The organism is Undibacterium hunanense, assembly GCF_014284335.1.
GTDB lineage: Bacteria > Pseudomonadota > Gammaproteobacteria > Burkholderiales > Burkholderiaceae_D > Undibacterium > Undibacterium hunanense.
Map to the genome: position 1 here is coordinate 576042 of NZ_JACOGF010000001.1, position 24244 is coordinate 600285.

Annotated in this window: 23 protein-coding genes; 4 read left to right on the forward strand and 19 right to left on the reverse strand. The window is 50.7% G+C overall.

All coding sequences use genetic code 11. The features are described from left to right. Positions 1-430 precede the first annotated feature (430 nt). From H8L32_RS02505 to nth, 3 genes are all read left to right on the forward strand, one after another. Positions 431-1666, forward strand: coding sequence for a polyhydroxyalkanoate depolymerase (locus H8L32_RS02505; protein ID WP_186945572.1), 1236 nt, complete (start codon positions 431-433; stop codon positions 1664-1666). A 120-nt stretch (positions 1667-1786) separates the two neighbouring features. Then, positions 1787-2479 carry an electron transport complex subunit RsxB gene (gene rsxB, locus H8L32_RS02510; RefSeq protein ID WP_408058798.1) on the forward strand — a complete coding sequence of 231 codons (693 nt, stop codon included), beginning with the start codon at positions 1787-1789 and terminating at the stop codon, positions 2477-2479. Next, a complete protein-coding gene (gene nth, locus H8L32_RS02515; protein WP_186945574.1) occupies positions 2476-3123 on the forward strand; it encodes an endonuclease III in 648 nt (215 codons plus the stop codon). Before rsxB ends, nth begins: the two co-directional genes overlap by 4 nt. A 98-nt stretch (positions 3124-3221) precedes the next feature. On the opposite strand, the gene H8L32_RS02520 is transcribed toward nth, so the two are convergent. Further along, complete coding sequence (locus H8L32_RS02520; RefSeq protein ID WP_186945575.1) at positions 3222-3803, reverse strand: malonic semialdehyde reductase; 582 nt, start codon at positions 3801-3803, stop codon at positions 3222-3224. Between the two features lie 112 nt (positions 3804-3915). On the opposite strand from H8L32_RS02520, the gene H8L32_RS02525 reads away from it, so the two are divergent. Beyond that, a complete protein-coding gene (locus H8L32_RS02525) occupies positions 3916-4344 on the forward strand; it encodes a DUF1841 family protein (protein ID WP_186945576.1) in 429 nt (142 codons plus the stop codon). A gap of 107 nt (positions 4345-4451) precedes the next feature. On the opposite strand, the gene bamC is transcribed toward H8L32_RS02525, so the two are convergent. The 18 genes from bamC to H8L32_RS02615 form a co-directional block, all read right to left on the reverse strand. Further along, positions 4452-5627: an outer membrane protein assembly factor BamC gene (gene bamC, locus H8L32_RS02530; protein ID WP_186945577.1), complete on the reverse strand. Its 1176-nt coding sequence runs from the start codon at positions 5625-5627 to the stop codon at positions 4452-4454. A 77-nt stretch (positions 5628-5704) separates the two neighbouring features. After that, positions 5705-6589 (reverse strand): 4-hydroxy-tetrahydrodipicolinate synthase, encoded by an 885-nt coding sequence (dapA, locus tag H8L32_RS02535; RefSeq protein WP_186945578.1) that lies wholly within the window; start codon positions 6587-6589, stop codon positions 5705-5707. A 99-nt stretch (positions 6590-6688) separates the two neighbouring features. Then, a complete protein-coding gene (locus tag H8L32_RS02540; RefSeq protein WP_186945579.1) occupies positions 6689-7240 on the reverse strand; it encodes a class I SAM-dependent methyltransferase in 552 nt (183 codons plus the stop codon). 12 nt (positions 7241-7252) lie between these two features. Beyond that, positions 7253-7915 carry a site-2 protease family protein gene (locus H8L32_RS02545; protein WP_186945580.1) on the reverse strand — a complete coding sequence of 221 codons (663 nt, stop codon included), beginning with the start codon at positions 7913-7915 and terminating at the stop codon, positions 7253-7255. Between the two features lie 51 nt (positions 7916-7966). Continuing rightward, the gene (locus H8L32_RS02550) at positions 7967-8590 is read right to left on the reverse strand and encodes an L-threonylcarbamoyladenylate synthase (RefSeq protein ID WP_186945581.1); all 624 of its coding nucleotides are present in this window, start codon (positions 8588-8590) and stop codon (positions 7967-7969) included. 53 nt (positions 8591-8643) lie between these two features. Beyond that, on the reverse strand, positions 8644-9519 hold the full coding sequence (htpX, locus tag H8L32_RS02555) for a protease HtpX (protein ID WP_186945582.1): 876 nt from the start codon (positions 9517-9519) through the stop codon (positions 8644-8646). Positions 9520-9587: 68 nt separating this feature from the next. Beyond that, positions 9588-10436: a 3',5'-nucleoside bisphosphate phosphatase gene (locus tag H8L32_RS02560; protein ID WP_186945583.1), complete on the reverse strand. Its 849-nt coding sequence runs from the start codon at positions 10434-10436 to the stop codon at positions 9588-9590. A 138-nt stretch (positions 10437-10574) separates the two neighbouring features. Next, positions 10575-12893 (reverse strand): TonB-dependent receptor plug domain-containing protein, encoded by a 2319-nt coding sequence (locus H8L32_RS02565; RefSeq protein WP_186945584.1) that lies wholly within the window; start codon positions 12891-12893, stop codon positions 10575-10577. 304 nt (positions 12894-13197) lie between these two features. Beyond that, on the reverse strand, positions 13198-14517 hold the full coding sequence (locus H8L32_RS02570; RefSeq protein WP_186945585.1) for an ABC transporter permease: 1320 nt from the start codon (positions 14515-14517) through the stop codon (positions 13198-13200). A 93-nt stretch (positions 14518-14610) separates the two neighbouring features. Beyond that, positions 14611-15558 carry an ABC transporter ATP-binding protein gene (locus H8L32_RS02575; protein WP_186945586.1) on the reverse strand — a complete coding sequence of 316 codons (948 nt, stop codon included), beginning with the start codon at positions 15556-15558 and terminating at the stop codon, positions 14611-14613. A gap of 194 nt (positions 15559-15752) precedes the next feature. Continuing rightward, entirely contained in the window at positions 15753-17270 is a 1518-nt protein-coding gene (purF, locus tag H8L32_RS02580; protein WP_186945587.1) for an amidophosphoribosyltransferase, read from the reverse strand. Positions 17271-17292: 22 nt separating this feature from the next. Continuing rightward, entirely contained in the window at positions 17293-17781 is a 489-nt protein-coding gene (locus tag H8L32_RS02585; RefSeq protein ID WP_186945588.1) for a CvpA family protein, read from the reverse strand. 12 nt (positions 17782-17793) lie between these two features. Continuing rightward, positions 17794-18846, reverse strand: coding sequence for an SPOR domain-containing protein (locus H8L32_RS02590; RefSeq protein ID WP_186945589.1), 1053 nt, complete (start codon positions 18844-18846; stop codon positions 17794-17796). Between the two features lie 61 nt (positions 18847-18907). Next, positions 18908-20197 (reverse strand): bifunctional tetrahydrofolate synthase/dihydrofolate synthase, encoded by a 1290-nt coding sequence (gene folC / locus H8L32_RS02595; RefSeq protein WP_186945590.1) that lies wholly within the window; start codon positions 20195-20197, stop codon positions 18908-18910. A 57-nt stretch (positions 20198-20254) separates the two neighbouring features. Then, a complete protein-coding gene (gene accD / locus H8L32_RS02600) occupies positions 20255-21130 on the reverse strand; it encodes an acetyl-CoA carboxylase, carboxyltransferase subunit beta (RefSeq protein ID WP_186945591.1) in 876 nt (291 codons plus the stop codon). Positions 21131-21215: 85 nt separating this feature from the next. Beyond that, complete coding sequence (gene trpA, locus H8L32_RS02605) at positions 21216-22013, reverse strand: tryptophan synthase subunit alpha (RefSeq protein WP_186945592.1); 798 nt, start codon at positions 22011-22013, stop codon at positions 21216-21218. 130 nt (positions 22014-22143) lie between these two features. Then, positions 22144-23412, reverse strand: a complete 1269-nt coding sequence (trpB, locus tag H8L32_RS02610; RefSeq protein WP_186945593.1) for a tryptophan synthase subunit beta — start codon at positions 23410-23412, stop codon at positions 22144-22146. Positions 23413-23471: 59 nt separating this feature from the next. After that, positions 23472-24137 (reverse strand): phosphoribosylanthranilate isomerase, encoded by a 666-nt coding sequence (locus H8L32_RS02615; RefSeq protein ID WP_186945594.1) that lies wholly within the window; start codon positions 24135-24137, stop codon positions 23472-23474. Positions 24138-24244: the final 107 nt, after the last annotated feature.

Genomic DNA, 24244 nt, shown 5'->3' on the forward strand with positions numbered 1-24244 from the left:
TACAACACTGGACACTGGACTTTTGACATTGTATTTGTATATCTACAAGACAAACTCATTTATCTGCATCTTTTCCCGCCATGTGTATCTTCGTTGGCACCAGCTCATGTGGGCGGGATTGGCAGCGACATTAAAACCTGCACATACAACACAAATTTGCCTCCGAACCGCGCAAGGCTTTCCGCTTATTTTGAAAAAATAACTTGGATTTCAACTTTTCCACAAGAAATAATTGTACATAAATCAATAATTTAACACTAATTCACAACATCAAGTTATGCAAATACTTTGGCGGGCCACAAATTTTTAAAACTGGTTTATGATGCATTGCAACAGTTTGACTTAAGTGTTTTTCTCAGCCACTACATTTCAGCGACAGCCAGGTCTGTGGCAAGAAATAATTGATGGCACCCTATTCGAAAGATTCACTATGCTTTATCAACTTCATGAGCTCAATCGTGCGTTTCTGAATCCACTGACACAGTGGGCAGAAGCCTCATCCAAACTGTTTACCAACCCTGTGTCGCCACTGGCACACACGCCTTATTCGCAGAGAATCGCAGCTGGCTATGAGTTGCTGTTCCGCCTGGGCAAAGATTACGAAAAACCGGAATTCGGCATCACCTCCACCACCATTGATGGTCAAGAGGTCGAAATTGCGCAAAGCACTGCTGTCATCAAACCTTTCTGCAAATTGCTGCACTTCAAAAAAGTGCTGAGCGACAAGGAAAAAACCAAACTCAATCAACCCAAGGTATTGCTGGTGGCACCATTGTCCGGCCATCACTCAACACTCTTGCGTGATACCGTGCGTGGCCTGCTGCCCAAGCATGACGTGTATATCACCGACTGGACAGATGCACGCATGGTGCCGCTGTCTGCCGGCGCTTTTCATCTGCATGACTATATCTACTACGTCCAGGATTTCATTCGCTTTTTGGGTCTGGGTACGCATGTCATTTCCGTCTGCCAGCCTACCGTACCGGTACTGGCCGCCATTTCGCTGATGGCAACCGCAAAAGACCCGATGCTGCCAAAGACCATGACGATGATGGGTGGCCCGATTGATCCACGCAAATCACCTACCCAGGTCAATAATCTGGCGACAGAGAAAAAATTCTCGTGGTTTGAAAATACCGTGATTTATAGCGTCCCGGCTAACTATCCTGGCTATGGCCGCAAGGTGTACCCTGGCTTCCTGCAGCACACTGGCTTCGTTGCCATGAATCCGGATCGCCATGCCCAAAGCCACTGGGATTACTATCAGCATCTGGTTCAGGGTGATGATGAATCGGCAGAACAGCATCGCAAGTTTTACAATGAATACAATGCCGTACTGGACATGCCCGCAGAATACTATCTGGAAACCATCAAGACCGTGTTCCAGGAATTCCGCCTGCCAACCGGAACCTGGGAAGTCGAGGGCAAACTGGTCAGGCCGCAAGACATCAAGAATGTCGCCCTGTTCACAGTAGAAGGTGAACTGGATGATATTTCAGGTGCCGGTCAAACCCAGGCTGCCCATGATCTGTGCAGCAGCATTCCTGCCAGCATGAAACAGGATTATGTGGCACCTGGTGCCGGTCACTACGGCATTTTCTCTGGCCGTCGCTGGCGCGATATCATCTGTCCGAAAATTGGCGATTTCATCAAGCAACACTCCTGATCGCATCAGGCAGCATTAATCCATCACAAGCAAAGCCACTGTCTGTAAAGCCAGTGGCTTTTTTGTTTGTCGGCCTGCGGCTTTCGGCGGATAATCACGGCTCTCCACCGTTTTTTTATGATGCCCGTGCCACTTTCCCTTGCCGACCAGTTAGAAAACGCATTGCCGCAAACCCAGTGCACCAAATGCGGTTACCCAGCCTGCCGCCCCTATGCAGAAGCCATTGCCGACGGCACAGCCAGTTACAACCAGTGCCCTCCCGGTGGACAGGAAGGCATACAGCGCCTGGCACATATCCTGGGCAAACCACTGATAGCACTGGACACCAGCCATGGTCATGAGCGCGAACGCCCGGTTGCGGTGATAGAAGAAGCCTACTGCATAGGCTGTACGCTGTGTATACAGGCCTGCCCGGTCGATGCCATCATCGGTGCGCCAAAGCAGATGCATACGATTATCACCGCACTGTGCACCGGCTGCGATCTGTGCGTGGCACCCTGCCCGGTCGACTGTATCAGCATGCTGCCGCTAACATCAGGAAAAACCGGCTGGGACGCGTGGAGTGCAGAGCAGGCCAGCCACGCACGCCAGCAATTTCATTTCCGGCAGCAACGCTTATTAAGAGAAAAACAGGACAATGATGAGCGACTGGCAGCCAAGGCGGCGGCCAAACTGATCGCACTGGAAGCAGAACCGGCACTCAGCCCGGAAGAAATCGCCAGCAAGGAACGCAAGAAAGCGATTATCGCTGCCGCTATTGAAAGAGCACGCCTGAAAAAATTGCAAACCCAGCCCGAGGACAATAAAGAATGAATGCGGCCAAACGTCACGCCATTTTCACCCGCCTGCAGCAACAAAATCCGCATCCAACCACTGAGCTGGAATACACGACACCGTTTGAACTGCTGATTGCCGTTTTACTGTCAGCACAGGCAACCGATGTCTCGGTCAACAAAGCCACGCGACTGCTATACCCGGTCGCCAATACCCCCGCCACGATTCATGCGCTTGGTGTGGACGGCCTGATCCCCTACATACAGACGATAGGTCTGTTCCGCACCAAGGCCAGGAACGTGATCGAGACTTGCCGCATACTGATGACTGAGCATGACAGCGAAGTTCCACGCGAACGCGAAGCACTCGAAGCCTTGCCAGGTGTGGGCAGGAAGACCGCCAATGTGGTCATGAATACCGCTTTCGGCGAGCCTACCATCGCGGTCGATACGCATATCTTCCGCGTATCCAACCGCACAGGCATTGCACCCGGGAAGAATGTCGATATCGTCGAAGAAAAATTAATGAAGTTTGTACCGGCAGAGTTCAGGCTGGATGCCCATCACTGGCTGATTTTGCATGGACGCTATACCTGCATCGCCAGAAAACCCAAGTGCTGGAATTGCATGATTGCCGATCTGTGTGAATTCAAACAAAAGACGCCGCTACCTGAAACCGTATGAAATCACCTGATACACACGCCAGGTAAGTACATCAAAACAAAGAGCCTGCATCAACAGCAATGCAGGCTCACTTCAATACTAGCCTTCCGGCAAGATCATCAGACGATCTTGCAAGCCTCATCAAAACTCAAACGTGGTGAACGTGGGAACAATTGCTGCGCATCGCCATAACCCAGATTGCAAATGAAGTTGACCTTGACACTGCTATCGGCAAAAAAAGCGGCATTGAGCTTGTCTGCATCAAAACCCGACATCGGGCCACAATCCAGACCCACTGCGCGCGCTGCCAGCATGAAGTAAGCACCCTGCAAGGATGAATTACGGAAAGCCGTCGCATCGATTGCTGCCTGATTACCGGCGAACCAGGAACGGGCATCAGCGTGCGGGAACAACTGTGGCAGTTTTTCGAAAAATTCCATATCCATGCCTATGATGGCAGTCACTGGCGCAGTTTTGGTTTTTTCAAAATTACCCTGAGAAACGCAAGCCAGGAATTTTTGCTTTTCAGCGTCAGATCTGACGAACACGATACGTGCAGGCGAACAATTGGCAGAGGTAGAACCCCACTTCATCAAATCATATATTTCCTGCAACTGCGCATCTGTTACCGGCTTGTCAAGCCAGGCATTATGTGTACGAGCAGTAGTAAACAATGTGTCAAGCGCTTCTTTGGATAACATGGGCTATTCCTTTCAAATAATGAAAGGATAATAACCGAAGTCGGTGAAAGCTTCAGGGCAGCAAAATAAAATACCTTTTACAATAGCGGCACTTACTATTTTGGACTCGTTCATGTTCACCCCCAGCCAGCACGATGTACGCCGTTTTTTTTGTGAAACCTTCCGCAAAAGCCATGAAAGCCTGGTGCTGACACCGCTGGAAATGATTGCTGCCGACTGGATTAGCCAACATCCGGAATATGCGGAAGCCCTGAGCGATGTCGAAGCCGCCCTGGAAACCGATTACAGCGTTGACCAGGGACAAACCAACCCCTTCCTGCATCTGTCCATGCACCTGTCGATTGCCGAACAGATTTCTGTGGATCAGCCACCCGGTGTCAGACAAGCATTCCAGATTCTGGCAAGGAGAAACAATTCAGAACACGAAGCCCATCATGAAATCATGGAATGCCTGGGTGAAATGATATGGAATTCACAAAGAACTGGCCTGCCACCAGATGGACAAGCGTATATTGATGCCCTGAAAAAACGCTGCAGTTAAATACCCCAGCAAAAAGGAAAGCAGCTATACAGGTTCCGAGAAAAACCGGAAGCCAATAAAAAAAGCGAAGCATCAGCTTCGCTTTTTTCATGCCTTATACAGCAAAATTACTTCAACTGATCATTCAGCAACTGCAGGATTTTCTCTGCAACAGGGGACGTATCAACCTTGCCGTCATTGCCATGTACCGATACGTGGCTGACTTCACCATTCGGCGCATTCTTCACAAGAATACGGTATTTCTGTGCATTCTTGGCTGCATCGCTGGAAGAACCAAACGAGAACAGTTTAGAGAAGAAGCCATCGCTGGCACCCTTGGTTTTGGCATCAATGTCCTGATCAATATAACGGACAAAGTACAGACCTTGTGAGCGATCCCTGTCTTCCACTGTAAAGCCGATGCGATCCAGTGCCAGACCAACCCTGCGCCATGCGCGGTCAAAGGCTTCATCCACTTCTACGTAGGTAGAGCCATCTGCCTTCAGCAATTTGGCATGAGCAACGGCTGGTGTGCCTGGTGCTGCTGCCGTTACCGCGACTTTGGCTTTTTCACCATCGGAACCCAGACGTACCATCAAACGCGACAGGAATTCAGCTTCCAGGCCCGGATCAACCGGACGTGGCGTCCAAACCGTACTGTCTTTTTGTGTACCAACCAGCACCTCTTGCGCACCGCGATGGCTGATGTAGATTTCTACTTCACCATTCGCGCCACGTTCAATGCGGGTACGGAATTTATCACGCTCACCAGTTGAATACAGCGAATCCAGCACCTTGCCCAGGGTATTACGGATAATATCCTGAGGGATTTTTGCACGGTTTTCAGCCCAGTCGGTTTCCATCACACCGGCTTCCTGGTTTTCCACATTGATGAGGAAACCCAGCTCTTGCCAGAAATCCTTCAGCTGTGGCCACAGCGCTTCAGGTGTGTCCTTGACCACCAGCCAGCGCGTTGTACCATTGCGCTCTATGCGCATGTTTTGTACTTGCTTGACAGCAATTGCGCCACTACCTGTACCGACAGCGGCCTTATTGCCTTTTTCCAGGTTGTAGCTGGATGCTGTTGCACTACTCTTGTTGGCTTCAGGGATAGAGAAACGGTTATCACGACGAATCTGAGTCAAATCTGGCGGCACCTCCAGGGATGCAGTCGTTGCCTTACTGGCACTTCTGTAATCAATGCGATTCGGTTCAAGGATGTTGCTGATTGAACTACAGCCAGTCAAACCTAGCAGCGCAACAGCGCCGATGATCCCGTTTTTAGCAACAAAGCTTTTTGCCATGTGAAAGTCCCTACGAATTATTATCAATTAAAACTGCATGAAGCAAACTGACAGGATTCCTGCCTGTTCAGGGGAGATCATTGTAATACACCTGACTCGCGCAAAGCAGCACGAACGGTTTCATGATATTGCGCAGCCATGGGAACCAGCGGCAAACGAATCCCGCTTGGGATCAATCCCATTTCAATCATCGCCCATTTCACTGGCAGAGGATTAGGTTCTACAAACAATTTATTATGCAGAGGCAGCACGCGGTTATTGATCGCAATCGCCTCCTTGAGATTACCGTTCATGGCAGCAACGCACAGCTCATGCATGGCCCGCGGTGCGACGTTGGCAGTCACCGAAATGTTACCCTTGCCACCACAGAGCATCAACGCCATGGCAGTTGCATCATCGCCAGAGAATACAGCAAAAGATTCAGGTGCCAGACGGATCAGGTCAGTGCCCCTGGCGATATTTCCAGTCGCGTCCTTGACACCGATGATGCCAGGAACCTGCGCCAGTCGCAGTATGGTTTCATTCGACATGTCGGCAACGGTTCTGCCAGGCACGTTGTATAGAATCACGGGAATATCTACCGATTCAGCAATTTTTTTGAAATGCTGATACATGCCTTCCTGGGTAGGACGGTTGTAGTATGGCACTACCTGCAGGGATGCATCCGCACCAGCCTGCTTGGCAAATTTGGTCAGGGCGATGGCTTCTTCAGTCGAATTGCCGCCCGAACCGGCGATGATAGGAATACGCTTGTTGGTATGTTCAACCGCAACACGTATCAATTCGCAATGTTCCTCTACAGAAACCGTCGGTGACTCACCAGTTGTTCCGACAATGACAATGCCATCCGTACCTTCGGCGATATGCCAGTCGATCAATTTGCGCAGACAAGGCAAATCGAGACTGCCATCTTCATGCATGGGGGTTACGATCGCAACCAGACTTCCCTGAATCTTTGTCATGTTAATGCAAGAAAAAAGTAAAACCCTGATTGTAGCGGATACGCTGATAATCTGGGCGCAAATAGCTGGAATAAGCCTTTAAACTTGTAGGAGAATGTTTCAAAGTCTGTCCAAACCCCTGGTTTTTCCGATTTTTCTGGCACAAATACGCTGGATCATGGCTGGTTTAGGCTGTTCAACATAGCCTTCTTCATAGGCAATCACATGCATTGCCACCTGGGCATTAGACCGGATTTGCGCAAGAAGTTCGCCTTGCTGTAATAAAAAGGCAGGATTTGACGGCTTGCCAAATTGTTCGTTACCGGCAGCAAAGGTTTCATAAATCAATACACCACCCGGGGCAAGGCTGCCCAGCATGGCAGGAAACAGGGGCCTGTGCAGGTAATTACAGACCACGATGGCTTCAAAAGCGTTTTCTACAAATGGCCAGTTATCGTGTTCAACCTCCGCTTCCAGATCATGCAGCATGGTGCGGGCACCAGCAGCCTCAAGCATGACGAAACCCTGACCGTCCCTGTCGAGTGCCAGTACCTCATAGTTTTTTTCAAGCAGGAACAGGCTATTCCTGCCACCACCACAAGCCAGATCCAGCACAAGCCCGGCAGGCAACAAGGCAATATGTCTTTGCAGCCAGGCAGAAGGCTCACCCATGATGCACCCCACTTAACCCAGCAACAGAAGAAACGGTGTAATCAATACCTGCAAGATCACATTGCCCGCTACCATCAGGGGCAACATCCAGTATTGCAGCAAATGCAGCAACGCCAGACCCATCACGATGAAGAAGCAATATGGTTCCACTTTGGCGAACTTATATGCCATCTGATGCGGCAGCAGGCTCAGCAAAATCTGCCCACCAGCCAGTGGCGGAATAGGGATCAGGTGGAAGGCAAACATCGCCAGATTGGTCAACACACCTGCCTGTGCCATTTGCAAAAAGAAAGCTTCTTCCACTTGCATGGTCCGCAAAATCACCGACAACAACAACAACCATGCAAAACCCATGACAAAATTGACCGCCGGACCAGAGAGAGCGATCCATTTCAGGTTTTTCTTGGGATCCCGCAACTGCCCGTAATTGATAGGCATGGGCTTGGCATAACCGAACAGGAAGGCACCGCCGGTCGCCAGATACAGCACCACAGGAATGACGATGGTGCCCAGCGGGTCGATATGCACTATGGGGTTAAAACTCAGACGCCCTTGCGCCTGCGCCGTAGTATCACCAAAGTGACGCGCCGTATATCCACGCGCTGCCTCATACAGGGTAATGGCAAAAACCACCGGCAAGGCGTAAATCAATACGGTTTGTATAAGTTCATTCATGAATAAGCTCTAAGATGTCACTGGCAAACAAAAAAAGGGGAAAAGCAGGCATTACAGACCAAACAGGGCCACGTCTCCCCTGCCCTGGCGCACCAGTTCGGGAGAATCAGCCGTCATGTCGATCACTGTGGTGGGCACCAGACTACAGGCACCACCATCAATCACCAGATCAATCAACTTCTCAAGGCGCTCGCGTATCAATTCAGGATCGGTCAAGGGCTCTGCTTCATCTGGCAAAATCAGGGTCGTACCCAGCAAGGGCTGCTTCAATTCTTCCAGCAGAGCATGGGTGATATTGTTTTCCGGCACCCGCAAACCTATGGTCTTGCGTGAAGGATGGCTAAGGCGACGCGGCACTTCCCTGGTCGCCTCCAGAATAAAAGTATACGGTCCTGGCGTTGCGGCTTTCAGCAGGCGGTACTGGCGATTATCAACTTTGGCATATTGCGCGATTTCGGACAGATCACGGCACAGCAAGGTCAGATGATGTTTTTCATCGACATTACGGATCTTGCGCAGCCGCGTTACCGCGTCCTTGTCATCCAGATGGCACACCAGCGCATAGCAGGAATCCGTAGGCAGGGCAACGATGCCGCCATTGTCGATAATCTGCGCTGCCTGCTTGATCAGCCTCAGTTGAGGATTGTCCGGATGAATTTGAAAAAATTGGCTCATAAAAATAAGAAAGGCGGTAGCTGTGCTACCGCCACTAACAGTCGTTCAATCAATCAGCGCATGTTCTGTAATGCAGCAATACGCTCTTCCATTGGTGGATGCGTGGAAAACAAAGCACCCCAACCCGGTTTATCACTGATGCCAGACGCCGCCATCGATTTCGGCAACTCCCCAGGGGCCATACCACCCAGCCTCGCCAGTGCATGTATCATAGGCTGGCGATTACCCAGCAACTGGGCTGAACCCGCATCTGCACGGAATTCGCGCTGACGCGAAAACCAGGCAACAATCATCGATGCCAGAATACCGAACAGGATTTCACACACAAAGACGGTGATCATATAGCCGATGCCGGGGCGGTCATTATCGCCATTGCGAAATACCGCCTTGTCGATTGCATAACCCACCACCCTGGCCAGGAACACCACAAAGGTATTCACCACACCCTGAATCAGCGTCATGGTCACCATATCACCATTGGCAATATGCGCAACTTCATGACCCAGCACGGCCTCGACTTCTTCCTTGGTCATGCCTTCCAGCAAACCGGTAGAAACCGCAACCAGGGCAGAATTCTTGAACGCACCTGTCGCAAAGGCATTTGGCTCGCCATTGTATACCGCAACTTCCGGCATACCAATGCCAGCCCGTTCAGACAAAGCTTTGACCGTATTCACCAGCCATAGTTCGGTTGAATTTGACGGAGTATCTATTACCCTGGCACCCGTTGACCATTTTGCCATGGGTTTACTGATCAGCAAGGAAAAAATGGCGCCTGTGAACCCGACCACCAGGGAAAACACCATCAGCGTGCCCAGTTGCAGACCGTTCGCCGTCAAAAACCGGTTAACGCCCAGCAGGGACAACACAATAGACATGACGGCCATCACCGCCAGATTAGTCAGCAAAAACAGTACGATACGCTTCATGACTCACCTCACTCAGGAAACTACATAATTCATGTCCTGCAAATAAGGCCAATCCGGGGAAATTCAAGTCATACCCATGTTTCCCAGACCGGTTTCGCCATCGATGGCAAGGCAGGCAGGCATCCAATATCAATTTCCGCATCTTGCGGGGAGTGAAAATCCGATCCGCGTGACGATAAAAACCCGTATTGCGCAGCAATTTTGGTGTATTCATCGTACTGGTCAACAGTATGACTGCCGGTGACAGTCTCAATTGCCAAACCGCCAAGATTTTTGAATTCTGTAAAGAAGGCATCAAATGCCAGCGGGGTAAGGTCATAGCGGCCGGGATGGGCGACGACCGCCACGCCGCCGGCATTGCGTATCCAGCCTACCGCATCACTCAACGTGGCCCAGCGATGTGGCACGTATCCCGGCTTGCCTTCGGCAAGGTAATGCCTGAATACATCTGACACATTGGCACTGGCCCCTATTTCAACCAGGTAACGGGCAAAATGGGAACGTGAAATCAAGTCCGGGTTACCCACATATTTCAATGCACCTTCATAGGCATTCAAAATACCGGAACGGCTGGCCAGCTCTGCTGCCATATCACGCGCCCGGCTTTCACGGCCGGAACGGGTTTTTGCCAGGCCATCCACCAGACTCTGATTGGTTTCATCAATATTCAGGCCGACAATGTGTATGGTTTTACCAGCCCAGGTAACGGAAATTTCGACGCCGGGAATGTAACGCATACCCAGATCAAGGGCAGCTGCACGCGCCTCCGGGATACCCCTGACTTCATCATGATCAGTCAGGGCCCACAACTTCACCCCATTGGATTTGGCTCGTGCAGCAAGTTGCGCAGGAGCCAGCACGCCGTCAGAAATGATGGAATGACTATGAAGATCGGCGTTGAGTTCTGAAGATAACATGATGAACAAAAAGGAAACAATGCGGGCAAGCCAGCGAACCAGGCAACCATGCAACACTCCAGCCTGTGAAGCTATTGTACTCCGGCAATCGTGATCGTGCTGCACCGCACGATCCACCTGCCCTTCCCGCTTATTTCCTTACAGCTTCATTTCCACGCGCAAGGTCCAGGTGGTGTAGGTTTTAGAGGTATTGTAATCAATACGATTCACGGTCTCTGAATTGACGATGCTGCCACTCTGGTAATCATTTGCCCGCAAATTATTGGCAGACAGACGCATTTGCAGATTAGGATTGAATTTCCACAAGCCATACAAATCCAGCTGACGCTTGATACCGGTGCTGGTAATCTGGCTATTGCTGTTTTGTATATCGTAGGCTGGTGTCCAGTTAATACTGCCACCGACAGTCAGCGGAATGCCCGTTGGGCGATAATCCAGACCAAAATTTGCGGTCTGCTTTGGTTGCTGATCAAGGCGATTATTCGGCCCCACGATATCATCCACGCTAGACCAGAAACGACTATAGTTACTGCGCACGTCAAGAGCCGGGCCATCAGGGAAAAATTCCTGCAACTGGAATTTCGCTTCCAGCTCGATGCCTTTGGTATTTGCGTGGCCGATATTTACAGGAGAAGACACCCATTTCTTGGTTAAGCCATCGGGTTGCAGCACTTCCTCAGTCTTTCTGCGTATCAGATTATTGATATCACGAACAAAGAAATTGGCACTGATGATGCCAGCACGCGTCAGATAATGCTCAAAAGCGAGATCAATGCCCTTGGATAATTCCGGCTTCAAGAATGGATTACCTGTACGGTCAGGGCGATAGTAGCTGTTCTGGTTGGAGGTGCTCGGCAAAGCAATCAAATCGTTCAACGCGGGAGCTCGATAGCTTTGAGTCAGACTAGCCCTGATCTGATCTTTACCGGCACCGGGAATACGCCAAACACCGTGCAGCAACGGGCTCCAGACACTGCTGGTATTGTCGATTGCCCGTCCGGCTGAAGTGCTGCTGGTCTTAATTCCCTCCCAACGCAAACCTGCATATGCGGAGAACTGTGGATTGATATCGAACTCATCCTGTGCGAATACCGCCAGGCGACGGGTACTGGCATCCAGATTATCACCAGATTCAGCAAACTGCGCCTTTCCATTGTCCAGCGAAATGCGCGTCTGGCTACGCTTGCCTGCCTCCATATCCCAACCGGCTGCCAAAGTATGTCCCTCACCGTAAGGCATGGTAAATTTACCGCCGGTATTGAGACTGCTGTCGCGGGTATTATTAACATCGCTGATCAGGTCAAGCTGCTTGCCGTCTTTATCAAACTGATAGCGCAAGGAATTGCTATCCATCTTGCCCAAGCCACCGCCAAATTTGATATTCAGCTTGGCATTGCCTTCAAACTTATGCTGCCAGTTGCCAAAGCCGCGCAAGAATGTTGTTTCTGCATGTGCGGATGAAGTTGCCAACGCAAAATCCCCGTTAGTGGCCGTGCGCTTCGTACCCAATGGGTCGGATGGATCGACTGTATAGTGATCGATCAAATTAACATTACTTTGCGTACTGGAATCACTACGCGAATTCATCAGGAATGGCTGCACCATCAAGGTGTCGCCATTTTCAAACTTATAATTAAAACGCGGCGTCAAATGGATGCCCGTAGTTTTTCGGTAGGTTTGATCATATTGATTCTGTATCAAGGTCTCCAAACCGTCTTTACTTTGCCCAACGGAATTGGTGTACGTACTACCATCATCGTGCTGGCGATTCTGAAAAACGGAACCACTCAAGGCATACGATAAACTACCAATTTCGCCAGGCACAGTCAGCGACACATTGGGTGCCAACCTGCCCTGTTCATAGCCCATCGATAATTTCAGATCGATATCTTTTTGCTTGTACTCTTCACGCAAGACAATATTGATGGTGCCGGCAATCGCCTGCGTACTGAATTCAGCAACAGCACCACGGATAATTTCTATACGCTCTACCTGATCCGGTGTCAGACCATCCATCGAAAAACCACGTGGTGCCCGTTCACCATTGATGAGTATCTGGGTATATCCGTTGCCCATGCCGCGCATACGGATATCACCACCACGGCCTGGACGTCCGCCTATGGTTACGCCAGGTAATCTTTTCAATACCTCACCCAGGTTGCTGTCGCCATTGCGATCCAGCTCTTCACGGCCAAAAATCATCTTGGCGGCAGTGGATTGACGACGCTCTTCCAGGTCGGTACGGCCTCCATTGATGGTTACTTTTTGAACATTATCCTTGCTGGCAGCATCTGTTTTTTTAAGTGCCGCGTTTTCCTTGGCATTCTTGTTTGGATTGGTTTCTTCTGTATTCTTTTGTGGCTCTGGCGGTGTTGATTGCGAATAGGCAAAAGGTGCGACGGAAAAAACACCCGCAATCGCCAGCGTCAAACTACTTAATTTAAATTTAGGATACATAAGTTTCAAACATATAAAAATAACGTACTGCCCTGGTGCAAGGAATTTTGCGCTCTGGGCAGATTGTATTTTTAAGCAAGGCTGAATACCAGCAATAGCCGTGCATTTATTGTATTGAAATGAAACAGGAAGGCAATTCCCGTTACTTTGCGATACCCTACGCACGCAACGGGAAATAGAGGGAATCCGGGCTTACATCACAACAGGGAAAGACCCTGATCCTAGACGGGTGCAGACGGGTGTTATGGGTATCAATATGTGCATCAATCCAATCAAATATATGATCGGATTGAATCGGATGGATTCAGGCTTTGCGAAAACGCCACAAAGCCAGCAAGCCAAATAACAGCGTAAAAAGCAATTGCACCCCAATGGCTGGCAAAGCGGCATCCAGGCCCAACCCACGCCAGGTCATGGCATCCAGACCATCGACTGCCCAGCGGGTTGGCACAATCAGGGTCAGACTCTGCAACCACTGCGGAAACATGAAAGATGGCATCCAGGCACCACTTAACATGACCATGATCAGTGTCGCAAAAACTGAAATGCCACGCGCAGCTTCCGGGGTTTTACCAAAAGCGGCGATCAATAAACCAAAACTGGCAGTCATCAAAGAAAATGAAATCGCGACGCCGACAAATCCCGGCAAGCTACCCGCGATATGCACCTTGAACACCACGACTGCAACAGCAAAAATAAAACTGATGAGAAAAAAAGCAATCAATGCACATGACAATGCGCGGGCAATCAGCAGTGTATTCAAACCTACCGGGGCAGCCAGCAGGCGATTCCACAAACCCAGGCGCCGTGCCAGCAAAACACCGATGCCGGCGTCAATCGCCATGAACAAAATAAACTGCACGCTCATACCGGCAAAGGAATGCGCATAGCCGTTGTATTTAGTGGTAACAGCATCGCCTGCGATCATCGCCTCATCTTTGGTGGTAAAAGGCATGTTTAAGCCTCCTGCTGCTGCCCCAGTCTCATTGGCAGCCTTGGGTTCTTTGCTGGCGGCATTAGTCTGATTTTGCTGACGTGACTGAAACTTTTTAAGACTGCCAAGAAAATCGTGTAACTCTGCCTTATCCGGATTTTGTTGACTGCTTTTTTCCAGTTCCTGCATGCTCTGGTCTACGAAGGCCGTCCCACTTTTACCAGAGAACATTTCAGCACTGACACTTTGCATGACCTGTTGCGTCAACATGCCTTTGACCATGGCAAGCACGGCACTCTGCGATGGATCATAAAACACCGGCAGTTCAGGTTTGTTTTTGGCGCCAAACAAGGCACCGCCAGCATGTTCGCCAAATTTTTCAGGCAGTACGATGGCGACATTGATTTTGCCTTTGAGTACCATTGCCTTGGCTTCTTCCAGTGGCATTTCCTTAACAGAAAGAGATGCTTCTTCCTTGAGCCCTTTGACTATCTTTTGACTGATAGGATGGTTGTCCTGCACGACCAATGCCACCTCTATCTTGGCTGCATCTTTTGAGCCAGCGCCGCCGGTGATAAAACCGAAGAAAGCACCTAGCAGAATGGGCATCAGCAAATTCAGCATCAAGGCGCGGCGATCTGCCATAAACAGTATCAGATCTTTCCTGATCAGTGCGAGCAAGGCGGTCATGTTTAGTCCTTAGAAAATCGCTTGAAAATTGAAACCGGCAAATGTAAAACGGCAAGGTGACACAGCAAGGTGATGCGGCAATCAGGCCGCGCATCAGTCACGCAGGCTGCGACCAGTCAGGGTTAAAAACACGTCTTCCAGATTGGTTTTGGCTGTCGCAAAATGGGTGGTTTTATATGCATGCCTGGCTAGCCAGTCCAGCAAGCCCAATGCCACATCATGCTCTACCAGTGTCACATCAAGGCGCTTGCCCTGATCTGCCAACAGTACGCTGTTCACACCATCCAGCACACTGAGCGCCGCCACATCGGCTTCACTCATTTCCCTGACCAGATCTACTGACAGGGCCGCTTTGGCAGGCAGACGCCGGTACAGGTCTGCCGGGGTTTCATTGGCAATGACTTTGCCATGATCAATGATGACGATATGGTCGGCCAGTCTTTCCACTTCTTCCATGTAATGGCTGGTATAGATCAGGGTACGACCCTGGCTTTTCAGCACTTCCAGGCTATCGAAAATGGCATTCCGGCTTTGCGGGTCGACACCAACCGTAGGTTCGTCAAGGATCAGCAATTCGGGATCATGCAATAAGGCAGCGGCGATATTCAAACGCCGCTTCATACCACCAGAAAAAGTGGATGGCTTGTCAGCGGCGCGGTCAGCCAGATTGACCAGCTCCAGTACAGCATCGCAACGTTGCTGCAACTTGCTACCCGACATGCCATACAGCGCACCAAAGAGTTTCAGATTTTCTCTGGCAGGCAGGTCGTCATACAGGGCCAGATCCTGCGGCACCAGGCCAATCTTGAATTTGACGGCATTCTTGCCCAAGCCCATGGGCAATCCATCAAGCTGCACACTGCCCTGCTCTGGCTGCAACAAACCACAAATCATGCTGACGGTGGTCGATTTGCCTGCGCCGTTTGGCCCCAGCAAGCCCAGGGTCTGCCCCCGCGCAATAGAAAAGGAAATATCATCAACAACCTTGCGCGCGCCAAAAGTCTTACTCAGATTGCGCACATCCAGCAGGGGTGTGGTCATGGCAGACATCCTTGAAGTAGTGATAAGGGATGCTGGCAATGGTAATTCATTCAATGCTTTTTCAGCAAGCACGAAGCAAAACTGTGGCTTACTGACACAATCATCTCCGACGTCAGACAAGACAGACAACCCACCAGGCGTAAAAAAACCTGCCCGTTTTAAAGACGGGCAGGTTTTTTCAGATTTTGTTGCACTTAGTCTGCGGTCGCCAGATTCAGGTTCAACTGTGAACGCAACAGGTCTTCTGGTTCTGCACGCGGGCTATTGCGTGCAGCTTCCAGCTTGTCCAGATAACCGTCGGTCACATCACCTGTGATGTAAAAACCATCAAAACAGGATGCCTCGATATTTCTCAGTGAAGGATTCACATCAGAGATGGAACGCTTCATGGCAGCGACATCCTGATACACCAGGGCATCTGCCGTGATTTCACGGCAGACTTCTTCTTCACTACGACCATAGGCGATCAATTCGCTGCGGGTAGGCATGTCGATACCATACACATTAGGGAATTGCACTGGCGGTGCAGCAGAAGCGAAAATCACGCGTTTGGCACCTGATTCACGCGCCATCTGTACGATTTCGCGGCTGGTTGTACCACGGACGATGGAATCATCAACCAGCAACACGCTCTTGCCCTTGAATTCAGAACCGATGGCATTCAACTTTTGACGCACCGATTTACGGCGTACGGCCTGACCAGGCATCATGAAGGTACGACCGATGTAACGGTTCTTGATAAAGCCTTCGCGATAATCAAGATTGAGTTTCAGTGCCAGTTCCATCGCTGAAGGACGGGAAGAATCAGGGATAGGCATGACGACATCAATTTCGCCATCGCGGAACTGGTTGCGTACTTTTTCTGCCAGGTATTCGCCCATTTTCAGACGTGTCAGGTAGACCGAAGCACCATCGATGATGGAGTCAGGGCGAGCCAGATATACGTATTCAAATGCACAAGGATTCAGGCTGGGGTTATCAGCACATTGCTGGGTATGCAGCTTGCCATCCATGTCGACGAACAAGGCTTCACCAGGTTCAACATCACGCAGGAACTTGAAGCCCAGACCTTCGAGGGCAACAGATTCGCTGGCGATCATGTATTCAGCGCCGCTTTCGGTTTGCGAAACACCGACGCACAGAGGACGGATACCATAAGGATCACGGAAAGCCAGCAAGCCATAGCCAGAGATTTGTGCGACTACGGCATAAGAGCCACGCACGCGCCTGTGCAGCATGGAAACCGCACGGAACAGGCCTTCCGGATCCAGCGAATAACCACTGGTGACTTCCTGAATCTGATGCGCGAGGATGTTCAGCAAGACTTCAGAGTCAGAATCGGTATTCAAATGACGGCGGTCATTTTTAAACAACTCTATCTTCAACTCTACTGCATTGGTCAGATTACCGTTGTGCGCCAGCACGATACCAAAGGGCGCATTCACATAAAACGGTTGCGCCTCTTCTTCACTGGTGGAGCCAGCAGTTGGATAGCGCACCTGGCCGATACCGACATTGCCCGGCAGCGAACGCATATTGCGCGTACGAAAAACGTCACGCACCAGACCATTCGCTTTATGCATGGCGAATTTATTGCCATGATTGGTCGCTATACCAGCAGCATCCTGGCCGCGATGCTGCAGCAACAGCAAGGCGTCATAAATCAATTGGTTGACGGGATTATTTGAGAATACGCCTACGATGCCACACATGGTGGACTCCTAAAAAAAACAATTAAAACTTTACGTGCCCGGATATGGATTCGGGCAATAGCGGCAGGATGGCAAGTGCAGCAGCTTCTGCTATCGGACTGAGCACAGCCCCGGTCCAGAATGCCTGCTTGGGAATGGATGTCATTCCGCATACCAATACTGCCGCCAACACCAGCACACAGCCGCGTGCCAGTCCAAACAATCCACCCAGGCCACGATCTGCCAGCGTCAAACCGCTAGCCTTGATCACGGCATCAAACGCCATGATGATCAGCGCCATAATCAGGCGCACACCGATGAACAGGGCAATAAAAGCCACGATCAGGCGTAATATCTGCCCGGGCACTGCCTCTGGCAACCAGCCAGCCAGCGTTTCACTGAAGGCATTCGCCACCACAAAAGCGACCACCCAGCTCACCAGCGACAAAATTTCCTTGATCAATCCGCGCAAGGTACTGATAACAATAGAACAAACCAGCACCAGTATGACGAGATAATCAAACAGGGTCATTGCAGATCCGGCCTAGTTCGTTGGTATGCTGGCATTGATGCCCAGCTTGCCCAGTTTGGCGCGCATTTTATCTGCTTCTTCTTTCGAGGCGAAAGGCCCGACCCGTATCCTTGTCACTTCGCCATTGGTCGTCACTATCTTTTGCGTATAGGATTTGATATCAGCGGCTTTCAGCCTGCTTTGCAATTCATCCACTTTAGCTTGCGTAGAAAAAGCACCAGCTTGCACCGTAAAGGATGACTTGGCTACAGCTTCTGCCGGTTTGCTGACTGGTGGTTTGGGCGGTGTTTTTCCTTCCAGTATGGCGAGCGCACGTGCGGCATCGTCATCAGCATTACCTGGTTTGGCAACGACTGGCTTGGTCTCTGTTTTCACTTCAGCTTTTGCAGTTGCCTGATCTTTTTCCGCAGGTTTTGCCGTAGCGGTGACAGGTTTAATCTCAGTTTTTGGCTCAGATTTGGCTTCTGCTTTGGCGACAGGTTTAGTGTCAGCCTTAGGTTCGGGTTTGACTTCCGGTTTCAATTCTGGTTTGGCCGGCTTTACGGTAGACAACTGCGCAGCCGCAGGCGGATTGCTAAGCCTTGCAGGTGGATTGGTCACCGTTGCAACGGCAGTGTTGGTTGCATTGCTTATATTGTTTGGCGTTTTATTTTTTGGCAGAGGTGCCGGCTCGATAATTTCTTCTACCGGTTCATTGGCAGCAAGATTCTTCGCCCTTGGCGTTACCACTTCGGCAGAGGCAGCTGCGTTGCCGTCAAAAGCTTTGTCTTTTGATGGAATACGGATATTCACATCATCAGCCAAAGGCTTGGGGTCAGAATCAAGAATCATCGGCAAGCCTATGATGGCTGCCAACGCCAGCGCAACTGCACCAATCAGGCGCCGCCTGGCCCGCTTTTTCTCAGGCAGGATGGGGTCATCAGTCTTGGCCTTGCGCCTGGATTCGGTCTTTTTAGTGCGCGAACGTGTCTGAATACTCTCTTCTTCGGCGCGAGAGCGGAATTCGCCACTTTCCGGAGCTTCGGAAGTTTCCTGCTTCTGTGTAAAACGCGAGAGCAAACCCATGTGCAAATTTCTGGTTAGTTAGCCAACTGGTCGATCATTAACAAACCAGTTCGCAAAAACATCAATGGAGTGCCGAACGACGGGCGCGCATCACACCTGCTACCGTCAGAAAGGATCCAAAGACCACTATTCTATCATTTTCACCCGCTTTGCTGATGGCCTCTGCATACGCCTGCTCTGGCGACTCGAAACTGGTGACCGTTTTTTCAGGATCAGCCAGTACACCGGCAGCAATCAATTTATCTTTCAGTACATCAACTGGGGCCGCTCGCGGCAAAGGCAAGGCCGTAACACACCAGTGATCCACTTTATCTTTCAATTGAGCAATCACACCATCGATATCCTTGTCCAGCATGGAACCGAATACCGCATAGGTATAGGCATGAAAACCCATATTGTCCAGATTTTGCGCCAGGGTCGCAGCCGCATGCGGATTATGCGCCACATCCAGCACCACAGTCGGACGGCCCGGCATGACCTGAAAACGGCCCGGCAAATCCACCATGACCAGGCCGGTACGCACTTCCTGCGCACCGACTGGCAATTCAAGCTTCAGGGCTTCCAGCGCGGCCAGCACGGCAGATGCATTCAGCAACTGGTTGGCACCACGCAGACTGGGATAAGCAAGCGAATTGCGGCGCTGGCTGCGACCAGCAAAATTCCATTGCTGCTTGTCGCCGTTGTAATTGAAATCACGGCCAAACAGCCACAGATCAGCACCTATGGCTTGCGCATGGTCAATCAGCGATTGCGGCGGCAAAGGGTCACCGCAAATGGCTGCCTTGCCGGGACGGAAAATACCGGCCTTTTCAAAACCTATCTTTTCGCGGGTATCGCCCAGATAATCGACATGATCGATATCAATACTGGTAACGATGGAGACATCGGCATCAATGACATTCACAGCATCCAGGCGGCCACCCAGCCCTACTTCCAGTATCACCACATCCAATTTGGCATCAGCCAGCAATTTGCAGATTGCCAGCGTAGTAAATTCAAAGTAGGTGAGCGAAATATCGCCACGTGCTTCTTCAACGGCATTGAAGGTGGAGATGAAAACATCGTCCCCGACCATTTCACCATTGATACGGGCACGCTCATTGAAATCCAGGAAATGTGGCTTGCTGTACAGGCCAACACGGTAACCAGCCTGCATTAACACTGCTTCCAGCATGGCGCAGGTAGAACCCTTGCCATTGGTGCCAGCGACCATGATGACGGGGCAATCATAGTGAATTGCCAGCTTGTTTTTGACCGCAGCAACGCGGTCCAGGCCCATATCGATTTCTTTGGAATGACGGGTTTCAAGTACGGCCAACCAGGCAGCCAGAGTGACGGGTAAATTTGTCATAAGATAAAAAAAGCCCGAACAAAAAATGCTTCGGGCTTATTGGATATTCACTATAAATCAGGAGGATACTGCTTCAGCTGGCTGGTTTTGCAACAAAGCCAGCAAACGCGCAATCTCTTCACGCATTTTGCGACGATCAACAATCATGTCTATCGCACCTTTTTGCAGCAGGAATTCGGAACGCTGGAAGCCTTCTGGCAATTTTTCACGCACGGTATTTTCAATCACGCGCGGGCCGGCAAAACCGATCAGGGCCTTGGGTTCAGCAATCACCACATCACCCAGGAAAGCGAAAGAAGCAGATACACCACCCATGGTAGGGTCAGTCAGCACCGATATGAAAGGTAATTTCTTTTCTGACAATTTAGTCAGCATGGCCGTGGTCTTGGCCATTTGCATCAGGGACAGCAAGCCCTCCTGCATACGTGCGCCACCAGTCGCAGTGAAGCACAGGAAAGGCACTTTCTGCTCCAGCGCTGCCTGTACACCACGCACGAAGCGCTCACCAACCACAGAACCCATGGAGCCACCCATGAATTCAAATTCAAAACAGGCAGCAACGACAGGCACCGCCATGATGGAACCACCCATGACGACCATGGCATCTGTTTCACCCGTGGTTTCCAACGCATCTTTCAGACGATCCGGGTATTTTTTGCTGTCTTTGAATTTCAGTGTATCAACAGGCAAGACTTCCTGGCCGATTTCATAACGGCCACCCGCATCAAGCAAGGCATCCAGACGTTCACGTGCGCCTATGCGCAAATGGTGGCTGCACTTGGGGCAAACATGGATATTGGCTTCCAGATCAGAACGGTAAAGCACCGCTTCGCAAGACGGGCACTTGACCCACAAACCTTCGGGAATCGATTTACGATTTGCAGATTCCGAGCGTTGTATACGCGGTGGTAACAGTTTTTCTAACCAACTCATGTTTTCTCCTTATGGCCGCCAGGCTATCTTTTTAACAACCCGGCATCAGGTTCATTCTGGTAAAAGAACCAGTCAGGCGCGTATTTTACTCGTCCAAAGCCTGTCTGACACCAGAAATAAAGCTTTTCACTGCAGCAACAGCATTTTCACGCGGGGTATTTTCCAGTTCCTGGATGATGCGCGAGCCTATCACCACCGCATCTGACACCGTGGAAATGGCTCTGGCAGTGACACCATCGCGTATACCAAAACCCACGCCCACCGGCACAGTGACATGCTTTTTGATACGCGGGATCATGGCAGCAACCGCATCCAGATCCAGTGCACCAGACCCGGTAACCCCTTTCAGCGATACATAATACACATAACCACTGGCAATTTTGCCAACTTGCGCAATACGCTCATCGGTCGAGGTGGGCGCCAGCAAGAAGATGGTATCCATACCCTGTTGTTGCATTTTACTTGCAAATTCTTCACATTCTTCCGGCGGATAATCGACTACCAGCACGCCATCAACCCCCGCCTCGGCAGCCCTGGCGATGAATGTGTCCTGCCCCATACGCTCTATGGGATTGGCATAACCCATGAGCACAACTGGTGTCTTTTGATTACTTTGCCGGAATTCGCGGACGAATTGTAATACATCCCGCAAACCAACTCCAAATTGCAGCGCCCTTTCAGAAGCACGCTGAATGACAGGTCCATCTGCCATGGGGTCAGAAAACGGCACGCCCAGCTCAATAATGTCGGCCCCGCCCTCAACCAGGGCGTGCATTAGCGGCACGGTTAATTCCGGCGCAGGGTCGCCTGCGGTGATAAATGGGATCAAACCTTTTTTATTGCTGGCCGCCAAAGCAGCCATGGTATTTTGAATTCTTGACATCTTGTCGGTCCTTATTTGATGCACTATCGATGCGCTATCGGCAAGGCGATGGCATCAGTCTCAATTTTTGACGGGGAAGACATGCAGGCCACATCTCAACATGCGGCCTGCATGTTGGCTCAAAGGCTAATCAGAACTTCAAGCCCGCCCGCTCGGCTACTGTATGCATGTCCTTGTCACCCCGACCGGACAGATTCGCCAGCACTATTTGATCCACGGGCAAAGTCGCTGCCAGCTTGGCTGCATAGGCCAGGGCATGACTGGATTCCAGTGCAGGAATAATGCCTTCGATGCGACAACAGTCATGAAACGCCTTGAGCGCTTCATCATCGGTAATGGTCACGTATTGCGCACGACCACTTTCTTTCAACCATGCATGCTCTGGTCCTACACCTGGGTAATCCAGCCCTGCCGAAACAGAATGGGTTTCGATGACCTGGCCATTTTCATCCTGCAACAGATAGGTGCGGTTGCCATGCAAGACGCCGGGTGAACCTGCTGTCAAAGAAGCAGAATGCTTGCCACTTTCCAGCCCCTCGCCTGCCGCTTCCACACCGATGAGCTTCACTTGTTTGTGATCAATATACGGATAGAAAATACCCATGGCATTCGAGCCACCGCCAACGCAAGCCACCACATGGTCTGGCTGACGCCCGGTTTGCTCAGGCATCTGCCACAAACATTCTTCACCGATGACGGACTGAAAATCCCTGACCATCATGGGGTAAGGATGCGGACCAGCCACCGTACCTATGATGTAAAAAGTATTATCGACATTCGCCACCCAGTCACGCATGGCTTCATTCAGCGCATCTTTCAGGGTTTTGGAACCGGATTCCACCGGCACCACGGTCGCACCCAGCAACTTCATGCGGTAGACGTTTTGCGCCTGACGCTTGACGTCTTCCGAACCCATGTAGACGACGCATTCCAGACCAAAACGGGCACAGATCGTCGCAGTGGCCACGCCATGCTGGCCGGCGCCGGTTTCAGCGATGACACGTGGCTTACCCATGCGCTTGGCCAGCAATGCCTGGCCGATGACATTATTGATCTTGTGCGCGCCGGTATGATTCAAGTCTTCGCGCTTGAAATAAATTTGCGCGCCCCCCATCAGATCAGACCAGCGTTTGGCGTGATACACAGGTGACGGGCGACCAACGAAATACTTTAATTCATTGCGAAACTCAGCCAAAAACTCAGGATCATTCTGGTATTTGGCATAGGCTTCTTTGAGTTCTGTCAGCGCATGAGTCAGAGTTTCGGACACAAAAGTACCGCCGAACTGACCAAAATGACCACGCGCATCGGGCAAATGGTATCCGGCTGACTGGTAAATTGCCTGACTGGCGATAGGTTGATGCCCGAACTGAGCATCCAGAGACTGGAGTTCTTTCATTTTCATTCCTTCAAACTGGCTTGAAAGCGATGCACTGGGTTTTACCCAAAGTGCCATCACTATTCCTGATTGTCTGCCAGACGCACTGCCGCTATAAACGCACGCACGCTGGCTTCATCCTTGATACCCTTTGCTGCTTCCACACCACTGCTGATGTCGACCGCAAACGGGCGAACCTGACTAACTGCGCCAGTCGCGTTCTGTACGCTCAAGCCACCACTTAAAACGACCCGAGGCGCGAGCTCTTTTGGAATGAGAGACCAATCAAAAACCTTTCCACTACCGCCGAACCCATCAACATAGGTATCAAGCAATAAACCACTGAATAAAGGACTAGCCTTACGATAAGACTGCTCACATTTTAGCAAATCCCCGGCTGTTGTGTCAGGTTTGACGCGATAAGCACGAATAAAAGGACGATTCACACTGGCAGCCAGGCTGGCACATTGTTCAGGCGTCTCATCACCATGAAATTGCAACAACTGCACAGGTGCCTGGCTGACGATAGCCTGCAAGCCAGCTTCATCGATATTAACGAACAAGCCTACCGACATCACAAATGGCGGAATTTCCTGCAACAGAGCACCAGCCGATTCAGCCGTGACAAAGCGTGGGCTGGGTGGATAAAACACAAACCCCAGCGCATCCGCCCCCGCCGCAACAACGGCACGCACATCTTCGACCCTGGTTAAACCGCAAATTTTGATTCTGGTTCTGGAATGCATTGACCTACCTTTGAACTTTGAGAAAGCTTACACCGTTTCAATAACTTTACCTTGATCCCTGGCGGGCGGACATAAATTTTTGGCAAAGCCTGAAAATAAAAATCGGC